The sequence below is a fragment of the Coprococcus sp. OM04-5BH genome, from assembly GCF_003482105.1.
Lineage (GTDB): Bacteria > Bacillota > Clostridia > Lachnospirales > Lachnospiraceae > Coprococcus.
In genome coordinates, this window is record NZ_QULM01000003.1 from 49,126 (window position 1) to 70,938 (window position 21,813).

Annotated in this window: 27 protein-coding genes and 3 pseudogenes; 29 read left to right on the plus strand and 1 reads right to left on the minus strand. The window is 36.7% G+C overall.

What is annotated here, in order from left to right; translation table 11 throughout:
- Positions 1-6 precede the first annotated feature (6 nt).
- From DXB54_RS07420 to DXB54_RS07540, 25 genes and pseudogenes are all read left to right on the plus strand, one after another.
- Positions 7-486 (plus strand): hypothetical protein, encoded by a 480-nt coding sequence (locus tag DXB54_RS07420; RefSeq protein ID WP_243104779.1) that lies wholly within the window; start codon positions 7-9, stop codon positions 484-486.
- 30 nt (positions 487-516) lie between these two features.
- Positions 517-861: an HIRAN domain-containing protein gene (locus DXB54_RS07425; protein WP_118694759.1), complete on the plus strand. Its 345-nt coding sequence runs from the start codon at positions 517-519 to the stop codon at positions 859-861.
- A 124-nt stretch (positions 862-985) separates the two neighbouring features.
- Positions 986-1,579, plus strand: a complete 594-nt coding sequence (locus DXB54_RS07430; RefSeq protein WP_118694760.1) for a class I SAM-dependent methyltransferase — start codon at positions 986-988, stop codon at positions 1,577-1,579.
- Positions 1,549-2,557 (plus strand): annotated as a pseudogene (locus tag DXB54_RS12335) (DEAD/DEAH box helicase family protein); the annotation flags it as partial. The gene DXB54_RS07430 and the pseudogene DXB54_RS12335, both read left to right, overlap by 31 nt.
- Positions 2,558-2,834: 277 nt before the next feature.
- On the plus strand, positions 2,835-3,146 hold the full coding sequence (locus DXB54_RS07440; protein ID WP_158578206.1) for a SymE family type I addiction module toxin: 312 nt from the start codon (positions 2,835-2,837) through the stop codon (positions 3,144-3,146).
- Between the two features lie 149 nt (positions 3,147-3,295).
- Positions 3,296-4,081, plus strand: a complete 786-nt coding sequence (locus DXB54_RS07445) for a ParA family protein (protein WP_118694762.1) — start codon at positions 3,296-3,298, stop codon at positions 4,079-4,081.
- On the plus strand, positions 4,071-4,421 hold the full coding sequence (locus DXB54_RS07450) for a ParB N-terminal domain-containing protein (RefSeq protein ID WP_118694763.1): 351 nt from the start codon (positions 4,071-4,073) through the stop codon (positions 4,419-4,421). The genes DXB54_RS07445 and DXB54_RS07450 overlap by 11 nt, the downstream gene beginning before the upstream one ends.
- Before the next feature lie 11 nt (positions 4,422-4,432).
- Entirely contained in the window at positions 4,433-4,927 is a 495-nt protein-coding gene (locus DXB54_RS07455) for a Hachiman antiphage defense system protein HamA (protein ID WP_118694764.1), read from the plus strand.
- A 113-nt stretch (positions 4,928-5,040) separates the two neighbouring features.
- Positions 5,041-5,325 carry a DUF4368 domain-containing protein gene (locus DXB54_RS07460; RefSeq protein WP_158578207.1) on the plus strand — a complete coding sequence of 95 codons (285 nt, stop codon included), beginning with the start codon at positions 5,041-5,043 and terminating at the stop codon, positions 5,323-5,325.
- Positions 5,326-5,448: 123 nt separating this feature from the next.
- Complete coding sequence (locus tag DXB54_RS07465) at positions 5,449-5,673, plus strand: helix-turn-helix domain-containing protein (RefSeq protein WP_118694766.1); 225 nt, start codon at positions 5,449-5,451, stop codon at positions 5,671-5,673.
- A gap of 2 nt (positions 5,674-5,675) precedes the next feature.
- The gene (locus DXB54_RS07470; protein WP_118694767.1) at positions 5,676-7,199 is read left to right on the plus strand and encodes a HEPN domain-containing protein; all 1,524 of its coding nucleotides are present in this window, start codon (positions 5,676-5,678) and stop codon (positions 7,197-7,199) included.
- A 62-nt stretch (positions 7,200-7,261) separates the two neighbouring features.
- Positions 7,262-8,735: pseudogene (locus DXB54_RS12400) on the plus strand (DEAD/DEAH box helicase); the annotation flags it as partial.
- 32 nt (positions 8,736-8,767) lie between these two features.
- Positions 8,768-9,160, plus strand: coding sequence for a pyridoxamine 5'-phosphate oxidase family protein (locus DXB54_RS07480; RefSeq protein ID WP_118694768.1), 393 nt, complete (start codon positions 8,768-8,770; stop codon positions 9,158-9,160).
- Positions 9,160-9,540: a DUF4186 domain-containing protein gene (locus DXB54_RS07485; RefSeq protein ID WP_118694769.1), complete on the plus strand. Its 381-nt coding sequence runs from the start codon at positions 9,160-9,162 to the stop codon at positions 9,538-9,540. The genes DXB54_RS07480 and DXB54_RS07485 overlap by 1 nt, the downstream gene beginning before the upstream one ends.
- Positions 9,537-9,908: a VOC family protein gene (locus DXB54_RS07490; RefSeq protein WP_118694770.1), complete on the plus strand. Its 372-nt coding sequence runs from the start codon at positions 9,537-9,539 to the stop codon at positions 9,906-9,908. Before DXB54_RS07485 ends, DXB54_RS07490 begins: the two co-directional genes overlap by 4 nt.
- 21 nt (positions 9,909-9,929) lie before the next feature.
- Entirely contained in the window at positions 9,930-10,403 is a 474-nt protein-coding gene (locus DXB54_RS07495) for a YaiI/YqxD family protein (RefSeq protein WP_118694771.1), read from the plus strand.
- Positions 10,390-10,608 carry an aspartate dehydrogenase gene (locus DXB54_RS07500; protein ID WP_118694772.1) on the plus strand — a complete coding sequence of 73 codons (219 nt, stop codon included), beginning with the start codon at positions 10,390-10,392 and terminating at the stop codon, positions 10,606-10,608. The genes DXB54_RS07495 and DXB54_RS07500 overlap by 14 nt, the downstream gene beginning before the upstream one ends.
- 3 nt (positions 10,609-10,611) lie before the next feature.
- Positions 10,612-11,133, plus strand: coding sequence for an O-acetyl-ADP-ribose deacetylase (locus tag DXB54_RS07505; RefSeq protein ID WP_118694773.1), 522 nt, complete (start codon positions 10,612-10,614; stop codon positions 11,131-11,133).
- 89 nt (positions 11,134-11,222) lie between these two features.
- Positions 11,223-11,648: pseudogene (locus tag DXB54_RS07510) on the plus strand (methionyl-tRNA formyltransferase).
- Positions 11,649-11,889: 241 nt separating this feature from the next.
- Positions 11,890-13,449 (plus strand): cardiolipin synthase, encoded by a 1,560-nt coding sequence (gene cls / locus DXB54_RS07515; RefSeq protein ID WP_118694774.1) that lies wholly within the window; start codon positions 11,890-11,892, stop codon positions 13,447-13,449.
- A 197-nt stretch (positions 13,450-13,646) separates the two neighbouring features.
- Entirely contained in the window at positions 13,647-15,080 is a 1,434-nt protein-coding gene (locus DXB54_RS07520; protein WP_118694775.1) for a phospholipase D family protein, read from the plus strand.
- Positions 15,059-15,769: a response regulator transcription factor gene (locus DXB54_RS07525; protein ID WP_003693048.1), complete on the plus strand. Its 711-nt coding sequence runs from the start codon at positions 15,059-15,061 to the stop codon at positions 15,767-15,769. Before DXB54_RS07520 ends, DXB54_RS07525 begins: the two co-directional genes overlap by 22 nt.
- Positions 15,769-16,812, plus strand: coding sequence for a HAMP domain-containing sensor histidine kinase (locus DXB54_RS07530; protein ID WP_118694776.1), 1,044 nt, complete (start codon positions 15,769-15,771; stop codon positions 16,810-16,812). The genes DXB54_RS07525 and DXB54_RS07530 overlap by 1 nt, the downstream gene beginning before the upstream one ends.
- 31 nt (positions 16,813-16,843) lie before the next feature.
- Complete coding sequence (locus DXB54_RS07535; protein WP_118694777.1) at positions 16,844-17,908, plus strand: FUSC family protein; 1,065 nt, start codon at positions 16,844-16,846, stop codon at positions 17,906-17,908.
- Positions 17,898-18,470: a CDP-alcohol phosphatidyltransferase family protein gene (locus DXB54_RS07540; RefSeq protein WP_118694778.1), complete on the plus strand. Its 573-nt coding sequence runs from the start codon at positions 17,898-17,900 to the stop codon at positions 18,468-18,470. Before DXB54_RS07535 ends, DXB54_RS07540 begins: the two co-directional genes overlap by 11 nt.
- A 197-nt stretch (positions 18,471-18,667) precedes the next feature.
- On the opposite strand, the gene DXB54_RS07545 is transcribed toward DXB54_RS07540, so the two are convergent.
- On the minus strand, positions 18,668-19,006 hold the full coding sequence (locus DXB54_RS07545; RefSeq protein ID WP_118694779.1) for a hypothetical protein: 339 nt from the start codon (positions 19,004-19,006) through the stop codon (positions 18,668-18,670).
- Between the two features lie 230 nt (positions 19,007-19,236).
- Here DXB54_RS07545 and DXB54_RS07550 point away from each other — a divergent pair, with 230 nt between their 5' ends.
- From DXB54_RS07550 to DXB54_RS07565, 4 genes are all read left to right on the plus strand, one after another.
- On the plus strand, positions 19,237-19,437 hold the full coding sequence (locus DXB54_RS07550) for a hypothetical protein (RefSeq protein WP_279220729.1): 201 nt from the start codon (positions 19,237-19,239) through the stop codon (positions 19,435-19,437).
- 91 nt (positions 19,438-19,528) lie between these two features.
- The gene (locus DXB54_RS07555; RefSeq protein WP_118694780.1) at positions 19,529-20,122 is read left to right on the plus strand and encodes a TetR/AcrR family transcriptional regulator; all 594 of its coding nucleotides are present in this window, start codon (positions 19,529-19,531) and stop codon (positions 20,120-20,122) included.
- Positions 20,123-20,237: 115 nt separating this feature from the next.
- Positions 20,238-20,360 carry a hypothetical protein gene (locus tag DXB54_RS12185; protein WP_279220730.1) on the plus strand — a complete coding sequence of 41 codons (123 nt, stop codon included), beginning with the start codon at positions 20,238-20,240 and terminating at the stop codon, positions 20,358-20,360.
- Between the two features lie 58 nt (positions 20,361-20,418).
- Positions 20,419-21,768, plus strand: coding sequence for an MATE family efflux transporter (locus DXB54_RS07565; protein WP_118694781.1), 1,350 nt, complete (start codon positions 20,419-20,421; stop codon positions 21,766-21,768).
- Positions 21,769-21,813 lie beyond the last annotated feature (45 nt).

The following is a 21,813-nucleotide window of genomic DNA, read 5'->3' on the forward strand; positions in this document are numbered from 1 at the left end:
ATTTGTATGAGAAAGAATTCATTTGGACAGGGACTGGCAGTATTTTTTGTGATAATAGTTATTCTGTTTGCGATAGGCTCAATAGGTGAAGCAAGGGAGCCTAAGTGCATTATGGCAGGCTGTAATAATAGACAGGCAAGTGGAAGCAGTTTTTGTTATCTGCATAAATCATATAAGAGAAGCAGTACATACCATAGCAGTTCATCATATAGCAATAAATCGTCCGGTGGTACTTCCAAGAGTAGTACAAGTAACTCTGGTTCTAGCGGTAGTTACAGTAATAAATCAAATTCAACGAACAAGTCATCATATAGCGGTGGCACCAAGAAAAGTACAAAGACAAAGAAGAGTACATATGATTCTTATGATGACGGCTATGACGATATATATATGGATGGAGATTATGACTATGACAGATATGACAGGGATAGCGATTATGCTGATGGTGTAGATGATGCGATTGATGAGTACGGAGAAGATTATTAAAGTTGGTAGAGTGTGCTGAAGGAGACTATTATGGAAGAACTTTATTTTACAATAGCAGGTTGCAGTCATTACTTTGGTAGTGATTTTATGGAAAAAGGAATGAAAGTCAAACTTGAAAAAGAGCCGGATAATGAGTACGACAAAGAAGCAATACAGGTAAAGATAAAAGGACTTGGAAAGATAGGATATGTGGCTAACAGTCCTTTTACTGTAAAGGGTGAAGCTATGAGTGCTGGCAGGCTGTATGACAGGATTGGAGATAAGGCAAAAGGAAAGGTTTTATTTGTGGTTGATGGTGGGGTTGTGTGCAGGATTACTGATACTGGCACAGATGATATAAAATTGTTTGATTCACAGCATAAAGAATTAATATGAAAATAAAATAGTCGAATTATTTTTGAAAAGCAATAATTGAGGATACTAATAATAAATGTTATACTAATTTCATGATTGAGTGACATAAAATCAGTAAATTATAAAAAGGAAATCCCAAATAGATATGAGTGAAAATAGAACTTTAGATTATTACAATAAAAATGCCAGCAGTTTTGCAGAAACAACGATTGATGTGGATTTCCAGGAGACACAGAAGCGTTTTCAGAAATTGTTGCCTATGCAGGGATATATCCTTGATTTTGGTTGTGGTTCTGGAAGAGATACAAAATATTTTTTGAACCAAAATTTTAAGGTCGATGCAATAGATGGTTCGGAAAAATTATGTCGAATTGCAAGTGACTATACGGGCATAAAAGTAAAAAAAAAATGTTTTTTGAAGAACTTGACGAAAAAAAAATACGATGGAATATGGGCATGTGCTTCAATACTACATCTCCCTCAAAATGAACTTCGAATGGTGTTTAGAAAAATGGTAAAGGCGCTAAAAAGAGATGGTATTATTTATACATCTTTTAAGTATGGCGATTTTGAAGGAGAGAGAAATGGACGCTATTTTACAGATTTTACAGAGGAGAAGTTTAATAAATTTGCTCATAATATAGAATGTGTTAAATTGAAGGAAGCGTGGATTACGCGTGATGTAAGACCCGGTCGTGGAGAGGAAAAATGGCTGAACTTAATACTGCAGAAGAATTAGATGATATTTATGAAATGGAATATTGTACGGATGCAATAACTGGAGGTCAAGATAAGAGGATGTATCTGTATTATCAGTTGATTAATGGTCTGAAACAGGCTGATAGTGTGGATATTGTTGTTTCTTTTCTGATGGAATCTGGTGTCAGAATGCTGCTCAGAGAACTTGAGAATGCATTTAAACGTGGAGCAAAAATCAGGATTCTTACAGGAAATTATCTTGGCATAACACAGCCCTCGGCATTGTATCTTATCAAGCATAAGCTTGGGGAACAGGTGGATTTACGTTTTTATAATGAAAAATCGTTCATTTCATCCGAAATCATACATGTTTCATTACAAAGAGTACAGTACGATATACATAGGGTCGTCAAATATTTCAAGGAGTGCATTGACATCTGGTATTGAATGGAATTATCGATTTAGCAGCAAAACAGATCCGCAAAACTATGAAAAATTTTACAATACATTTCTTGATTTATTTGAAAATCATTCCGTAGTAATAGATGATGATGAACTAAAAAGATATTCAAAAAACTGGCACCGCCCAGCTGTATCAAAAGATCTGGATAAGTATGATTTACAGGATAGTGAAACTTCAAATAATATAGTTTTATTTGAACCAAGAGGGGCACAGATAGGAGCTTTGTGTGCACTGGAAAATACCAGAGCAGAGGGGGCAAGAAGAGCCTTAGTTCAGGCTGCGACAGGTGTTGGAAAAACGTATCTTGCAGCATTTGATTCAAAGAAATATGAGAGAGTATTATTTGTGGCACATAGAGAAGAAATCTTAAAGCAGGCAGCAGAATCGTTTAAAAATGTGAGAAATTCAGAGAATTATGGATTTTTTGACGGAGAAAGTAAATGCACGGATAAATCGGTAATTTTTGCTTCGGTTGCAACGCTTGGAAGGAATGAATACCTGAATAATAAGTATTTTCCTTCGGATTATTTTAATTATGTTGTAATCGATGAGTATGCGATAATAGGTCTAAGTCAAGAAGCCGCTTAAAGCGATGGCTTTTCAGACTTAGTCCTATTTTTTCGACCAATTTATAGGCGGTTGAGATTAAGGACGGCGCCGAACTTAATTAAATAACCTACACAGATAAAGACAGAGGGAGTACCAGGCTTCCAGGACAACTGTTTTTATTGTTGCGTGCAAATGGATGGGACTTTACATTTTCGGATGTGGGTCCCTTTTTTTCGTGGTTCGTTCTGGAACCGCACATCAAATCATATCGGAGGTAATGCTTATGGCAGTCAGAAAAGAATATAGAGATCTCACTGTGGGTGATATCTACAGAAATGGTAAGAGCGTTCCAATGCTCAGGGTCAGCGGTTTATGGTTGGAGGAACTTGGTTTCAAGACCGGTGATTTTGTTAGAATCAAGTGTGAGGATGGTCAGTTGATCATCAGCTTGAATGAAGAAAAGGCTCAGGAGAAAGCGGCAGAAAAAGTTTTTATGGATGAAGAAATAAAAAAGTTGAGGAAGAGATATCAAAAGGAAAAAGAGGAAATCTGTGCCAGATATGTGGCTGAGGGAAAAGCGGGGTACGGTTCATGAGGAAAGATATTTTAACAAAGGTGACGTTTGTTGTTCTCATAGTGATTATTATTTTCTTTGTGATGTTTGGTAAAGAAATTATGGCAGCTATTAATGGTTTGATAGAGACTGAATCTTTAATGGATCAGCTACTCAGATAGGAGGCAATTATGGGAAAGATTTATATGACGGCTTGCATGAAAGGTGGTTGTGCAAAAACGGTCACAACTTATAATTTGGCGTATTCATTAAAAGAACTTGGCAAGAAAGTATTGTGTGTGGATTTTGATAGCCAGGCAAACTTAAGTACCTGTTTTGGCGTGGAGAATCCGGCAGCAGTTCCGGTAACAATCGGACATCTGATGATGGCTCAGATCGATGATGATGAATTACCTGGATTCAAAGAATATATACGGAGTAGAAATGGTGTGGATTTTATTTCATCTTCAATGATGTTGTCTGCTGTGGATGCAAAACTCCGACTTGAAATGGGTGCAGAGAAGATGCTTTCGGAGATATTAGAGCCACTTAGAGACAGATATGATGCAATTATCATTGATACTGCACCAACACTTGGAGCGCTGAATATCAATGCACTTGCGGCGGCAGATGAAGTGATTATCACTGTAAATCCACAGTTGCTTGCAATGATGGGATTACAGGATTTCATTAAGACAGTGAAAAAAATAAGAACCAGAGTAAATGACAGACTTTCTGTTGCTGGAATCTTGTTGACGATGTGTGATGCAAGAACAAATCTGTGTAAGGTTATTACAGAACAGGTTCGTGATACCTTTGAGGGACAGATACGAATCTTTGAAAGTTGGATTCCTAATACTGTTAAGGTTGGAGAGTCGGTTTATTATTCGGAGCCACTTATTGAGTATGCTCCGGAGTCTAATGCAACCAAGGCATATAAGAATTTGGCAAAGGAGTTGATCAATTATGAAGGCTAATGCAAATAAAAGAAAAATATTTGATGCGGTGGATCTGCTGACAGAGGATACTTCGGCGCAGACCACAGCGGTTAAGGCAGAGAATGGCATAGAGCAGATTGCAATTGATTCTATAAAAGCATTCCATAATCATCCGTTCCATTTATATGAGGGAGAACGCCTTAATGATATGGTGGAGAGTATTCGTGAGCATGGTATTCTGAATCCGGTTATTGTGCTTAAAACGGATAATGGATATGAAATGCTTTCCGGTCATAACAGAGCTAATGCTGCAAAGATTGCAGGACTTTCTGAAGTTCCGGCTATTATAAGGGTATTACGAATAGCGATATTGCAGTAGGTTCAAATGCAATGTTGAAATTTATGTGTGCTTATGGTAGCAATGTGGAAACGGTGTTAGGGGAAATTCTTCTTTATGTTTTTTTGGAGCAAGCATTGGATGCACCAAAGATAATGACCAAATTGGAGATAAATGAGCTGAATGGTGGATTTATCAGCAAAAGTGATGGTGTTCATTTGCTCAGAGAAGAGATTTCAGGTCAACCATTTCATCAACTGGTATTTGGGGCATCTGATATAACTGGACAACTTAAATTAGCAATTGACAGGGCTTTTGAAAAGATTATAGAAATCGAAAATAACTATGATGATGAACTTAAAATTGTGGACAGCACCTGTCAGTGGACAATTTATAATCCGGAAGCAACAAAATTTATGGTTGAATTGATGACACCTAATCGGAATGGTGATTATAAACCAGATATGGCATTTGGAGCATTTCTGGGATATGAAATAGTATGGTCTGTGGTAAGGCAGCTGCTTGATATGACAGATGTCTTTAAGTAGAAACTGGACAAGCAGAATAATGTCAGCAGACAGGACAAATCTGATTCTGGCTGAAAAACTTGCCAGGTTGCAGCAGGAAAAGGAAAAATGTGGATCAGTTTATGGCGGGTCAGTTGGATAAAGAAGTGTATCAGAGAAGAAGAGCAGATCTTGGTAGGTTAGCTGAAAAATTCGATGCTGATATAGCAGAACTGGAGCAGAAGCTTAAGGATGCAGAAACCATGAAGGATGACAATTTATCTCAGGCGCTTAGTGTTATGAAAAAGTATTCTGGAGCAGATGAACTGACGCAGGCAATGGTGCAGGAACTGATTGAGAAGGTTGTTGTCACGGATCCAGAGCATGTGGAGATTGTTTGGAAGTTCAAGGATGAGGTTAGGAATTTTATAGGGATTTAGGACAGGAGCCGGTTGGATGATAAGTCTGACTGGCTTCTTTTTGGATTGAAAAAATCACATTTTTGTTGTACTATAAATTATACGAAAAAGATAACCGATATAGTTCAATAGAGGTATGGATTGATGGTTAAAAACAATATTGAATTAGATGTAAAGACAAAGTGTATAGAGCAAGGGAAAACACAGGTGCAGATTGCAGAAGAGATAGATACCACAAAGGCCTATGTTAATCGTGTGATTAAGAAGAAAGATGGTGTGGTGAATAAAACTTTTGTGCAGATGATGGAAGCACTGGGGTATGATATAGAACTGACTTATGTAAAGCAGAAAAACCAGGAGGATGTGTAACGATGGAGCGTCATATATGCGTATGGCATAAGGAAAATAGCGATAACTCTGACGAAGTTGGAGAATTAATTATAGATGGAAATTTAGTTGAATTTTACAGCAGATTTCATGGAGAAGTATTTCCATCTACTTTTATTGGGAGAGATGGAGATCATGGATATAAAGTATTCGTGAATGGTTCCGCAAAACATAGTGAAAGAAAGTCTTTAGATTTTTCTAGTTCACATAGAGTTTTTTGTGTTTTAATGCAAAACTACCAATTTTCAAAAGGAATAGACATATCAGGTATCAAGGAGTTTTCTTTTGAAATACCTGAATTGATTAAATGGATTGGAACAAAGACCGTAGAATTTGCGGAATCAGATCTGGGAACATTAGGTGCTATAGAATTAGATATGAAACCAATTGTGTTAAAACAAGCGGATCCGCATATAGAAATAAGATTAGAATCAAAGTCATTTAATAACTCTATTCGTGGAAACGATAATGTATCACTTACAATTAATAGTGTTCCAAGGATATTTGTCGACTATGGGGAAGGACAAAATATTGAAAAATTAATGGATGATATTAATTGTTTAATGCAATTTTTTGGTTTGCTAATAGGAACTGTGAGCACAGTAGATGATATTCGATTAACTGTTGAAGGGCAAAAACTAAAAAGCTGGTTGTACATTAACAGAGACTTCTCATACAATCTACGGACACAGGATATATTGGATAAACCGAGAACATATTACTATGTATTGGCTGATAATTTGGAAAGATATTATGAATCTTGGAGATCTTTTTACTACGATGAAACGTATGAATTGTTAAGAAGAATTTATTTTGCTACAAATGGACGTAAGGAATTATTTGCGGAAGAAATCTTTGTTGAGTATATGAGGTTTCTTGATGGGTATCATACTCGTATTTGTGGAGATGAGGAAACTAAAAGAAAAATAAAAGAATCATTAAAAGAGTCTACAAATAAAATAAAAGAATTGCTGTTTAATGATGAGGGAAAAGCTTTATTTGAGAAAGCTATGGTTAAAGCTGATCCGGACTGGAAATGTAATTCAACTCATATTAAAGAAATAGCTGGATGGATTGCTGCAGGATATCTTGGAAAGACACAATTATCATATCGTCTTCAAGAACTTGATAAAATGTTCTATTCAATTATTGCCTTAAATGCAGCTGATGTCGAAAAGAATACTAGGAATTCGCAAAGATACGAAAATAAAACGAGTGAGGAATTAGTACAGAATTATTTTAAAGAATTGGGTGATACAAGAAACTTCTATTCGCACTATAAATTGGATAAGAGTGGTGTATTAGAGATTCAGCAAATATGTACTTCCATAACAGTGCTGAAATCGACAATAATTGCTATATTGTTGTCACATATGGGAATAGATAAGGAATTGATACGAAAAATCATTGAGTTTGATAATGAATTACATTGGCAGACTATGTGTCTGAGAAAAGAAGATGAAACTCCATTTCTGCATCCTAGTCAGATAGAAAAAAATGAAGAATAGGAGCATTCTTCTGCCATCTGAAAAATGGCAGAAAAATTGTTAGACCTATCTTGACATACGCTGATGAATTCCACCATGCAATTAATGACCAGTATCAAAGGATTGTAAATTATTTTAAACCACAGTTTTTGCTGGGGTTAACAGCAACTCCAGAGAGAATGGATGGTCGAAATATCTATGAAATCTGTGATTATAATGTGCCTTATGAGATTTCATTAAAAGAAGCCATCAATAAGGGCATGCTCGTACCATTTCATTATTATGGTATTTTTGATGATACTGATTATTCAAAAATACACATTGTAAGGGGAAGGTATGATGAAAAAGAATTGAATGAAACCTATATCGGAAATGTTCACAGATATGAGCTGATTTATAAATATTACTGCAAATATGGTTCCAGGCAGGCTCTTGGATTCTGTTGTTCCAAGGAGCATGCAAGAGAGATGGCGAAAGAATTTTCATCAAGAGGAATACCGTCAGTTGCTGTATTTAGTGATGCAAGTGGGGAATATACTGAGAAACGAAATGTAGCAATACAAAAATTGAAGAATGGCGAAATAAAAGTGATTTTTCTGTGGATATGTTTAATGAAGGCGTTGATATTACATCGGTTGATATGGTGATGTTCTTAAGACCTACAGAATCGCCAATAGTTTTCCTTCAGCAGCTTGGAAGAGGACTTAGAAAATATAGGGGTAAAGAGTTTTTGACAGTGCTTGATTTTATTGGTAATTATGGGAAAGCAGGCAGAGTGCGTTTTCTGCTCGAAGGAAAAACTGATGTGCAAAGAGAAGGAGTTCATCTATCAGATGCGTTGCAATTTCCAGATGATTGTCTGGTTGATTTTGATATGAAACTGATTGATCTTTTGCGGAAATGGATAGAAAGCATTTAAAACTTAAGGATCAGATAATCAATGAATATTTCAAGGTAAAAGAGCTGCTTGCGAAGCGTCCTACCAGACTGGATCTGTTTACATATATGGATGATAATATTTATGAAGCTGCAATTACACATTCCAAAGATAATCCGTTTAAAAGATATCTGGAGTTCCTCAATGATTTGGGAGAACTAAGTCAAATAGAAGAATTTTACAAAGGAATTGGAAGAGAATTTATCAGCCTGATTGAAAATACAAATATGTCAAAAGTATATAAGATGCCGGTGTTTATGGCATTTTATAATAACTCTAATGTGTTGATGGAAGTAACAGAAAAACAACTTCTTTCAAGCTGGAAAAAATTTTTCTCAACTGGAACAAACTGGAAAGATCTTGATAAAAATATGACATTACAGAAGTATAAAGATATTTCAGATAAGGAACATTTAAGGAAGATTCTCGCTATGCCAGTGCATTTCCTTTTGGAATCAGGGAAAGGTTTTTTTATTAAAGATGATGATGTGATATTAGGTTTAAGAGAAGAATTACGTCCGCTAATTGATAATTCTGTCATGATCCAGCAGATGAAAGACGTGATAGATTATAGGACAATGGATTATTACAAGAGAAGATATAGAGAGAAGCAGAATTAATTGTTAAGATAAAGACACAGGAGGATTACATCATGGAACGAGTAGTACAATTTTTAAAAGAAGCAGAGACATATTATCTGGCAACAGTGGAAGGCGACCAGCCAAGAGTTAGACCTTTTGGTACAGCACACATTTTTGAAGGAAAGCTGTATATTCAGACTGGAAAGGTAAAGGATGTTTCAAAGCAGATTCACGCAAACCCGAAGGTAGAAGTCTGTGCATTAAAAAATGGCGAGTGGCTTCGTGTAGCCGGAGAACTTGTAGAAGATGACAGAAGAGAAGCAAGACAGTCTATGCTCGATGCTTATCCATCTTTACAGAATATGTACTCAGCAGATGATGGAAATACCGAGGTATTCTATTTTAAAAATGCGACAGCTACATTTTCATCATTTACAAATGAGCCGGAAGTAGTGAAGTTTTAATGACTAAGGATGAATGGTACAGACAGTTATTTGAGCGACTGGATAATTCCAAGTTCCGAAGCAGTTTCCATCTGAAGCAGAAAGATATTGATTACATAAATGAAAAGGGACTTGATGTTATCAGACAACATGCAAAGGATTTCATTGCAAAGAGAGAAGCTCCAGCATATATAGCAAATGATGGTAAACAGACACCAATGCGTGGTCATCCTGTATTTATTGCCCAGCATGCAACGGCAACATGCTGCAGGGAGTGCATCCGAAAGTGGCATAAAATTCAGCCGGGAAAGGAACTAAGTCAGGTACAGCAGGATTACCTTGTAGATGTAATTATGACATGGATTCAACGAGAAATGGAGAGGCAGGAACATATAATATGAGTTTGAAAAATGTATTGATTATTGTTGATAACATTGACGAATCAATTGATTTTTATGAAGAATTATTTGGATTGTGTGTGATTACAAGGATGGAAGGAAATGTGATAATGTCTGAGGGGCTTGTATTACAGGATGTAGATGTATGGTATGACAGTACAAAAATACCTACAACTCCACATAACAATATGACAGAACTTTATTTTGAAGATAATGATATAGAAGGTATTATTGAAAAACTGGAGTCTGGCAAGTATGTTGTGAGTTATGTTACGGAATTAATGGAACTTGAAGGTGGACAGAAGCTTGTAAGATTTTATGATCCATCAGGAAATCTTATAGAAGTACGAACACCAGTTAGTTACAACTGAAGAAAGCGGATTTGAAGAAAAATGCAGATATTTGTAGATGCAGATGCGTGTCCGGTAGTGGACATTGTTGAGACAATAGCAGAGAAATACAATATTTCTACCACCTTGTTGTGTGATACGAATCATATTTTGTATTCTGATTACAGCGAAGTGATTGTAGTAGGTGCAGGAGCAGATGCAGTGGACTATAAACTGATCAGCATTTGTCATAAAGGGGATGTAGTAGTATCGCAGGATTATGGTGTCGCTGCTATGGCACTTGGGAAAGGTGCATATGCTATTCACCAATCAGGCAAGTGGTACACGAATGAGAATATAGATCAGATGCTTATGGAGAGGCATCTTAACAAGAAGGCAAGACGAAGCTCTCATAAGTGCCATATTAAGGGACCGAGAAAGCGTACAGAAGATGATGATGTATGCTTTGCACAGTCCTTTGAAAAACTTATACTGATGGCAAAGTCAAAAGAAGGTGCTCAAAGTGGGACTATTTAGAAAAAAGACAGTTACAAAGACATATGATAAAGAGAATAAGAAACCAGTTATCAAGGCGAGCATATGTAATGGCGAGCAGGTTGCAGACTTTAAGGACATTCATACAGGTAAGATAGAAGAGGTTATGCTGATTAAGAACCAGGCAGACCTTGATGCATTCAAGAAAATGTATGGAATAGATGGCGAGATAGAGAAGGAATATTAAACAATGTATTTGATTAAGACGATAAAAGGTGACATAACGAATGTAACAGATGTGCAGGCAATTGTGAATGCAGCAAACAATTCCCTTCTTGGCGGAGGTGGTGTAGATGGTGCGATTCACAGAGCAGCAGGACCAGAGCTATTAGCGGAGTGCAGGACGCTTCACGGATGTGAAACTGGCGAAGCAAAGATTACAAAAGCATATAATCTGCCTTGTGATTATGTAATACATACAGTTGGACCGATATGGTATGGAGGTAGGGATAAGGAAGAGGAACTTTTGGCAAGCTGTTATTTTAATTCGATGAAACTTGCATTAGAGAATGGAATCAGAAAAATTGCATTTCCATCTATATCAACTGGTGTGTATGCATTTCCTGTAGAACTGGCAGCAAAGGTTGCAGTAAAGATAGTTAATAGATTCCTGCAAGATAATCCGGACAGCTTTGATTTAGTCGAGTGGGTGTTGTTTGATGCTCATACTGAGGCGGTATATGAGGCTGAGGTGGATAAGATATATGAATAATAGAAACGAAATGTCTAGTATATCTGTTGATGATTTTGTTTTTGTCGATATAATATATTGTGAGAAATGAAGAAAAGGAGATTAACCAAATGGATAACAATGAAGTAGTAGTAGCAGAAGAAGTGGCAGCAGTTGCTGAAAATAATACAGGTATTGAAATTGAGCCTTTATTTGAAGAGTAGGTTGATTTTGATACATTTTCAAAGTCAGATTTTCGTGTTGTAAAGGTGAAGAATTGTGAAGCAGTTCCAAAGAGCAAGAAGCTTCTTAGATTTACGCTTGATGATGGAACTGAGAATGAGAGAACGATTCTTTCAGGAGTACATGCTTTTTATGAGCCAGAGGAACTTGTTGGAAAGACATTATTGGCAATCGTAAATCTTCCACCACGTTCTATGGTGGGAATAGATTCATGTGGTATGCTTCTTTCTGCAATTCACAATGTAAATGGAGAAGAAAAACTGAATCTGGTAATGTTAGATGATGCAATTCCAGCAGGTGCAAAATTGTATTAAGAGTATAAATGTCACATGGTTGTTAATAATTGTGTGGCATTTTATCGTTGTTGTTGATAAGAATGTGAAAAGCAGGAGGAACTACGGAGAGAGGTAAAACATATAAGGTTATTATGTGACTTTGATGATAAAGTAGCATATATCATTGGTTATGTTACATACAAATGAGGTTGCAGATATTAGTGAAAGAATGATTGAGTAGAATAAATTATTAGTATTTTATTAGAAAGGTGGAATATATATGAAACAAGATACTTTAGAGGGCAAAGCAAAAACAAAAAATGGGGTAAAACGGCTGTGTTTTTCCATAATCTGCATTCTTCTGGAAGTGATTTTTATTATTACTATCGTAAAACGCTTGAATGAATATGCAGAAATCATAAATTTATTTACAAGGATTTTGAGTGGAATCTTGGTTTTGGGATTGTACGCATCAAATAAGACATCCTCTATGAAAATGCCTTGGGTCATCTTAATTCTAATTTTCCCAATTATGGGTGTAGGCCTGTATTTGTTGATTGGTTTGAATGGTGGCACACATAAAATGCGTGAGCGATATGCAGAAATTGATAGCAAATTGTTACCAATGCTTCCGGACAGTCAGGAGTGTTTGAGCAGAATAAAAGAAACAATTCCGAAAGCAGGAAATATAGCAAGTTACATACAAAGAAATTCGCAGTATCCAATCTATCAGAATACGGATATTGTGTATTTTGATGAAGCAGTGAAAGGATTAGAGGCACAGCTTAAGGATTTGGAGAAAGCACAGAAGTTTATCTTTATGGAATATCATGCGATAGAAGACGCTGAAGCATGGCATAAGATTCAAGATGTTCTGGAAGAGCGAGTAAAAGCAGGTGTGGAAGTTAGAGTATTCTACGATGATATGGGTTCTATAGGCTTTATTAACACAGATTTTGTGAAAAAGATGGAGGCAATAGGAATTCATTGCCGTGTATTCAATCCGTTTATGCCAGGTTTAAATCTGTTTTTGAACAATCGTGATCATAGAAAAATAACAGTTATTGATGGAAAAGTCGGATTTACAGGTGGATATAATCTAGCAAACGAATATTTTAATTACACACACCCGTATGGACAGTGGAAAGATACAGGTATTCGTTTAGAAGGAGATGCTGTTCAGTCGCTTACGGTGACATTTTTGGAAATGTGGAATGCAGTAAGTGATAAGGATGCTAATGATTCTGATTTTAGTAAATACCTTTTCCACTATGATTATACGGCACAGCAAACTGGGTTTGTTCAACCTTATGCAGACAGCCCTATGGATAATGAGCAAGTAGGAGAAGAAGTTTATATCAGTATGATAAATAAAGCTGAAAAATATTGTTGGTTTATGACTCCATATCTAATCATAACAGATGAAATGACGCATGCGTTATGTCTGGCAGCTAAGCGAGGGGTAGACGTAAGAATTATCACACCTGGTATCCCTGATAAAAAATTCATTTATAATATAACTCGTTCTTTTTATCATGGATTAGTTAAACATGGTGTTCGTGTTTATGAATGGACTCCTGGTTTCTGTCATGCAAAAATGAGTGTGGCAGATGACTGTATGGCAACTTGTGGAACAATTAATCTGGATTATCGAAGTTTATATCACCATTTTGAAAACGGCTGTTTTATGGCAGATTGTCAGGCAGTTGTGGAAATAAAAAATGATCTGATAAGAACGATGGGAGAATGTCGTGATGTGACAGACCAATATCAAACCGGACGAAGTGCATATTTGCGACTGGGACAATTATTTATGAGATTATTTGCTGGATTGCTATAAGAATCTGATGAAACGACCTTTCAAAAAACAGTTGATTTAGAAGTTAACTGTTTTTGAAAGGCCGTTTTTGCTATATCTAACAGTCTGTTGTACAAAGAAGATTTTGCATGGATGAAAAAACAAACCTTGTTGAGGTTAAATTGAGATTGACTTTGTATTGTATAAGTATGAAATAAAAAGGAATCAGGTGATGTACAATGATAAAGCATAAAATATGTAAAATCCTTCTTGTTATACTGGCAATTTTTTTATGTGTGGCTTTTTATGAATTGCTCGGAATCTGCGTTGCATATAAAAAGCAGCCGGAAGTGTCCAATACAACCAAAAAAGAAACAAAAAATGGGTCATGGAACGAATGCAGTGAAAATACAGAACGGGCAGTAATCATAGAAAAGAATCCAGAAGCGCTTTTACAAAGAGTGCGTTTGATCAAGAATGCAAAAAAGGAAATTATTCTTTCTACTTTTGCATTTCAATCCGATGAAAGTGGAAAATTGATTTTAGGAGCACTGCATGATGCGGCAGACAGAGGTGTACATATTCGTCTGTTAGTAGATGGAATGGAGAGCTGGATTGATATGGAAGGAAATCCGTATTTCTATGGATTATCTTCCCATGAGAATGTTGAAATTAAACTATATAATAAGGCCAATCCGTTGAAACCATGGAAGATGATGGGTAGAATGCATGATAAATATTTGATTGCAGATGGAAAGAGATATATTCTTGGGGGAAGAAATACACACAATTATTTCCTGGGTGATTTTCCGGGACATAAGAACTATGACAGAGACGTGTTAGTGGTTTGCGATGAACCTGAGAAAGAAAATTCAGTTAACCAGTTGTTAGAGTATTTTGAAACCATATGGAATCAGGAAGACAGTGGTTATTTTCATGACAATAAAAAACTGGCAAATAGAAAATCTGTAAAGAACGCAGTTTTAGAGTTGCAGAACGGCTATCAGAAATATTTTGAAGAGAATAAGGAAAGAATCTGCGATACCGATTACACGGACGAAACTTTTGAGACAGAAAAGATTGCATTAGTGTCAAATCCTATTCACACAGGTTCCAAAGAACCAGTAGTGTGGTATCAGTTGGGAGAATTGATGAAAAATGCAAAAAATCGTGTGAAGATCCACACGCCATATATTATCTGTAATGATAAGATGTATAATACATGGGAGGAGATTGCAGAGAACGTTTCAGATTTTTCTATCATGACAAATTCAGTTGCGAATAATGGGAATCCATTTGGGGCTGCCGATTATGCGAAAAACAGAAATAGAATCTTAAGTACAGGAATTAATATCTGGGAATATGAAGGCGGTTATTCATACCACGGAAAAAGTATTCTGATTGACGATGATCTGTCTGTAATCGGTTCCTTTAATATGGACATGAGAAGTGCATATCTGGATACGGAACTGATGCTTGTAATTCGCAGTAAAGATATTAATAAACAGTTGGAAGAGGGCATGATGGAATATGAAAGAGTGTCCCGCCAGGTATTGGAAGATGGAACCTATCGTGATCCATATCATGTAGAGCCAATCGAATTAACAAAGAAACGTCAGAGAAAAATATTTTTGGTACAGCATCTGCTTGGATGGGCAAGGTATCTGTTTTAATAAGGAGGAAGGAAAACGTGTTTCAAATATTGATTGTAGAAGATGATAAAGAATTAAGCCAGCTATTCCAAAAAGTGCTTGAGAAGAATGGATATCAGGTCAAAAGTGCATCGGATGGAGCACAGGCATTAGAAGTATTGGATAAGGAATATATTGATCTGATCATTTCTGATATTATGATGCCGGTTATGGATGGCTATGAACTGGTGTCAGAACTTCGTTCAGCAGGATATCAGATACCAGTGCTTATGATCACTGCGAAAGGTTCCTTTGATGATATGCGTCAGGGATTTCTTTCGGGAAGTGACGATTATATGGTAAAACCGGTAAATGTGAATGAAATGGTTTTAAGAGTTGGAGCACTGCTTCGCCGTGCACAGATACTGAATGAACACAAAATTGTGATCGGTTCAACAGAGTTTGATTATGATGCAATGACGGTTACAACTGATAAGGAAAGTCTTGTTTTGCCTAAAAAAGAATTCCTGCTTTTATATAAGCTTGCAGCTTCGCCAGGCAGAACATTTACAAAACAACAGTTGATGGATGAAGTATGGGGATACGAGACGGAGGCAGACCCACATACGATAGAGGTACATATAGGAAGAATCAGAGAGCGTTTTAAAGATAACCCTGATTTTGAAATCGTAACAATGCGTGGAATTGGATACAAGGTGGTGAAAAAATAATGGAACAAAAGAAAGAAAAAGGATTGCGGATCCGATCCTGTCTGACTGGTGCAATCTGGCTGGCACTTGTATTTTCAACAGTCATATCTGCTTTATTATTTGCTTTTTTGAATCATTTTTTTAATCTGCCGGGCAGCATACCTGTGCTTGGCTGGCTTTTGATTTTCAATACATTGATTGCAGGGCTGATCACTTCCTTTATTAATGCAAAGTTACTGGAACCAATTACCAGACTTAGTAAAGCAATGAAGGAAGTTTCTCGGGGAGATTTTGAACAGCATTTGGAAACGAACAGCCGTATAGCAGAAGTTGGAGAATCTTATCAGAGTTTTAATGTGATGACAAAAGAACTTCGTGCAACAGAGGTGCTGCAGATGGATTTTGTATCTAATGTTTCTCATGAGTTTAAGACCCCGATTAATGCCATTGAAGGATATACAATGCTGCTTCAGGGAGAAGAACTGTCTCTGGATCAAGAGGAATATGTAGAAAAAATCTTATTTAACACCCAAAGACTTTCCGGATTGGTTGGAAATATTTTGCTGTTATCCAAGTTAGAGAATCAGAACATACCAATGAAAAAAACAGAATATCGTTTGGATGAACAGATCCGTCAGGCATTTCTTTCCCTGGAGACAAAATGGACAGAAAAAGAAATTGGTTTCCAGGTAGAGCTGGAGGAAGTTAAATATACTGGGAATGAAGGACTTTTTATGCATATATGGATGAATCTTTTAGATAATGCGATTAAGTTCAGTCCTGCAAAGGGGACAATTATGATGTTTCTGAAGCAGGAAAAGGATTCTGTAATGTTTATTCTGGAAGATGAAGGACCGGGAATAGAGGATGATGTGAAAACCAGAATATTTGATAAATTTTATCAGGCAGACGGTTCTCACAAAGCAGAAGGAAATGGTCTTGGCCTTGCACTTGTGAAACGGATCGTAGATAGTGCTGGCGGGACAATCAAGGCAGAAAACCGGGAATATGGTGGATGCAGATTTGTTGTAGAGCTTCCAATACAGAAAGATGAGGCCATATAAGTTTAAGAAAAACAGATAGAGGAGGAATTACATGACATTTTATCAGGAATTGCAGTTAAATCAGGCAGGTTCTAAAAATCTGTTGAAAAAGAGTGAAACAGTGAAAGAAAAATCATATCATATACTGGTATATTTGGTAAAGATAGCTGTTACAATGGCATTTTGTTTTTTATTTGTTACTATTTTCAGTATCTTATTTGGAAATGAGAATAGTATTGTGGGTGTAGTAGTTTTATTATGCCTTATGGTATTTCGGAATGCGGATCTGGGGATCCACACCGGACAATCTACGATGCTTTTGGCTTTGTTCTTTGTAATTATGACTGTATGTCCGCATTTAGCAAATCAGTTTTCACCGGTATTGGGAATGCTGTTAAATATTGCGGCACTGGCTGTGTTGATTCTGTTCGGATGCCATAATCCATTCATGTTTAATCAATCTACATTGGTTCTTGGGTATCTACTGCTATATGGTTATGATGTTACGGGAAAAAGCTATCAGATGCGATTAGTCGGAATGGCTTTAGGTGCGGCACTTACCTGCTTCGTATTTTATCGAAATCATAAAAACAGAACTTATAAAAGAAATCTGAAAGATCTGATACATGAATTTGATATCACTTCTTCCAGAACAAAATGGCAGATATGTCAGATTTTATGCGTACCGATTGTCCTTTGCATTGCAGAACTTTGTAATATGCCACGTGCAATGTGGGCTGGTATTGCGGCCATGTCCGTGATTTTGCCGTTTATGGAAGATATGCACTACAGAGTCCGTAAAAGGATTGTCGGAAATATTGTAGGTGTTATATGTTTTACAGTATTATATTTTCTGCTTCCTTCGTCAATCTATGCATATATAGGAATTCTTGGTGGAATCGGTGTAGGATTTTCAGCACAATATGGCTGGCAGGCAGTATTTAACACATTTGGTGCTTTAGCCATTGCTGCAGAGACTTATGGACTACAAGGAGCGGTTAGTCTTAGAGTGATTCAAAATGTTTTTGGTGTTGTGTTTGCTTTAGCATTTTGTGTTATATTTTATTGGTTTATGTCTAAAAAAAAGGAAAGTGAGGTGACCGTACATGCAGAGTGAAGTGAATCAGGAAGAAAATTTGAATAGAATTATTACGATTCCTAATCTTCTTTCTTTTTTTCGGTTTTGTCTGATTCCGGTAATTATATGGAGTTATTGTGTAAAGAAAAATCCTCTGTTAGCTGGTGAAATCTTATTGCTGTCTGGTCTTACGGATCTTGCTGATGGATATATCGCAAGAAGATTCCATAGGATTAGTAATTTAGGAAAAATACTTGATCCGGTGGCTGATAAGCTGACACAGGCAGCGATGTTAATCTGTCTGTTTACTCGCTTTCCGCATGTGCTTCTTTTAATCGTAATAATGGCAGGTAAGGAGCTGTATATGGTAGTCAGTGGATGTCTTGTGATACGAAAGACAGGAAAAGTACATGGTGCAGACTGGCATGGAAAGATAGTAACCTTTTTATTATATGGAACTGCAGCGGTGCATATTATATGGTTCCACATTACACCGATGGTATCAGATCTGTTGATTGGTTTGTGCGCTATAATGATGGTCATATCGGTCGCTCTGTATATTATCCAGAATACCAGGACTCTTAAGGGAGAGACTGTATAAGCAATTTTATATTGCAATGACTAGAAAAACATTTAGGAGAAGATAGATATAAACAGTAAGTCAAACACACAAACTATGGAGTCTTTAGTAGGTTTAATAAAATTTTAGATAGAAAATAAATCATTCAATTTCATTTAGATAAGGTTTTTTATGACAAAAAGACAGATTACTTATCTGCCTTATAATGGTAACGAGATTTATGCAACCCGATACATGAAATCCCTATTTTTCTTTGGACGGAGGTGGATAGGATATTTTCGATTGTACCTGACAGGTGTCAGATACTTTTGTATGAGAAGCATGGACTCTGTTTCGTTACCACCGTGTTTGAGATATGCCCTGCATATGTTTACTGCATTTGAAACGGATTTACTCTGCATCTGGAGCATAAACTGAATATACTCGCGGAAAGAAAGTTTGCGGTTCCTGGTAAAATCACTTTCCGGATTACGGCAGAACATGGAGTGAATTTCATCAAGTTCTGTGATGCAGTTGTCGAGTGTGGATTTTAAATTAGATAAGAAAAAATCAGCCATAATGAGCCTCCTTGAAATATGTTTATAATCAAGGCTTGCACAACATATATTGGCTTACTTGTCAACTGTTTTTTGTAATATTTTTAAAGTTTTTAGGCATAAAAACAGTGGCTTTCTATGACAGAAAACCACTAAAATGATGCTTAACTGAATGGCATTGCTTTATCACCACTTTAAAAATGGTTGTTTTATGGCAGATAGACAAGCTAAATGCACTTGTGGGGAAATATGTGAATCTGGAATATCAACTGCCAAACGGACAAAAAGTGAAATTCCTTGATGATCAGAAAACCTATCTGGGGAATCAACTGGGATCTGAATTCGGAGGAGACAGATGTTTTGGCATTCTGGCAGGCATGGATTTTATTCTGGTATGTACATATGAGAAGGATGGGGAAAATCCGGAGCTGTTGCTTTATAAAAAGAGATAGTATAAGCAAAAAGAAAAACCTTGACAAATAAACGACCGTTTACTATCATTAAGATGTAAACGGTCGTTTATTTGTCGTGGAGGGAATGTGCATGGGTAATAGGAAAGAGGAAATATTAATTGTGGCACTGCATCTGTTCGCCAGAGATGGTTACGAGGCTGTCTCAGTCAGCCAGATAGCAGGAGAACTTGATATGACAAAAGGGGCATTGTACCGTCATTACAAAAGCAAAAGAGATATTTTTGACTGTATTGTGCAGCGTATGGAGCAGCAGGATGGTGAACAGGCAACAGAATATGATATGCCACAAGAGAATAAAGAGAAAATGCCTGAAAAGTATGAGGAAGTATCATTTGATGATTTTGTGGGATACAGCAAGTCTATGTTTGAATACTGGACAGAGGATGATTTTGCATCATCGTTTCGGAAGATGCTGACAATAGAGCAATTTCGCAGTGAAGAGATGCAGAATTTATATCAGCAATATCTGGTATCCGGACCGGCAGAATACGTGAAGGATCTGTTCAAAAATATGGGAATAAAAAATCCGGAAGAGAAGGCAGTTAAATTTTATGCAAATATGTTTTTCTATTATAGCATGTATGATGGAGCAGCAGACAAGACGAAGGCAAAAAGGCAGTTTGAACAGATGGTGGATAAAATTGCAGAGGAAATAAAACAGTAACATAAGAGAGGATATAAAAGAAGTGGAAAACAGTAATATTAGAGTAATTATGGTTGTGAATTATCTAAAATGTATATGGAGGTTAGCTGATATGGTTTTGTGAGGAAAATGCTGTATGATAAAGAAAAAGAATTTATTGAATTATTGTGGATTACTTGGAGCAGATGATAAGAGCTGGGTGGTAAAGCTTCTGGAAGAACATATGGATCATTTCCTACAGGAAATGCAGGCAGGCTGAGAGAATGAAGCATTGTGAATGATGTATCAAGGCAATTACAAAGGAGGTAAATACGGACATGGGTACATTTGAACATGATCTTACAAAAGGGAATATATGGAAACAGCTTGTGAAGTTTGCTGTGCCATTCTTTATTAGTAATTTGATCCAGTCTTTATATAGTCTGGTTGACCTGATCATTTTAGGACATTTTGGTGGAACAAATTCTATATCAGCAGCAAATATTGGAGGACAGGTACTTGTGATTCTGACAAATCTGGCAGCAGGTTTGGCAGGAGGGGGAACGGTGATGATCGGAAATTATCTGGGCTCTAAGCAAAAAGATAAAATTAATGGGACAATTAGTACATTACTTATTACATTGATGGTTATGGCAGCAGTATTTATGGTTTTGTTATTTATATTTGAACACCCCTTACTGCGTCTGCTGGATACTCCGGATGAAGCGTATGGTCAGGCAGGGCAATATATGTTTATTTGTTCTATCGGTCTATTGTTTATTTATGGATATAATGCATTGAGTGCAATTATGCGTGGACTTGGCGACAGTCGTACTCCGATGATATTTGTTATAATTGCCTGTGCGATCAACATTATACTGGATCTGGTTTTAGTGGCCGGATTTCATATGGGAGCAGGTGGTGCGGCATTTGCAACTATATTTGCACAAGGCTGCTCGATGCTGTTTTGTATCCTATATTTGAAAAGGCATGATTTCATGTTTGATTTCAGAGCTTCATCGTTTCATTTTGTAAAAGAAGAATTTCATACTTTGCTTCGTTGCGGCCTTCCGCTTAGTATTCAGATGGTAGGAACCAATTTTTCGTTCCTGATTCTGACAACATTTATTAACAGGGCAGGAGGTGTAGATGCATCAGCAGCTGCCGGAATTGTTAATAATTTCAATGGATTTGCAATTTTGCCACAAGCAGCATTTAGTTCTGCTGCGGCAGCAATGATCGCCCAAAACATGGGAAAGGGAGATATAAAACGATCGGAAAAGACTATGCATTGTTGTCTGGTACTCTGCCTTGGCGTATCGGTAATTGTTTTTGCATTGATGCACATCTTTCCAGAGCAGATATTTTATCTGTTTGGTGTAAAAGCTGATGTTCTGGCTTATGGTCTGCCATATATTTATGCTTTTTCATTTGAATATATCGGATTGCCATTTATCATGTCATTTAATACAGTATCAACTGCAACCGGAAATGGGTGGATTACACTGGTTGCCAATTTGACATCAGCATTTTTAGTTCGTATTCCGCTAGCATATTTTCTGGCGTTCGTGAGGGGATATGGTGTAAGCGGAATAGCAGCAGCCATACCGTTGGCTACAATTGTCGGGGCAATAATTTCATTTGTATTTTATTTGAGCGGCATTTGGCGAAAACATGTCATGTTATGAAAAAATACTGGAAGAAGCTTTGCATGGATATTACGAAAGCTGTAT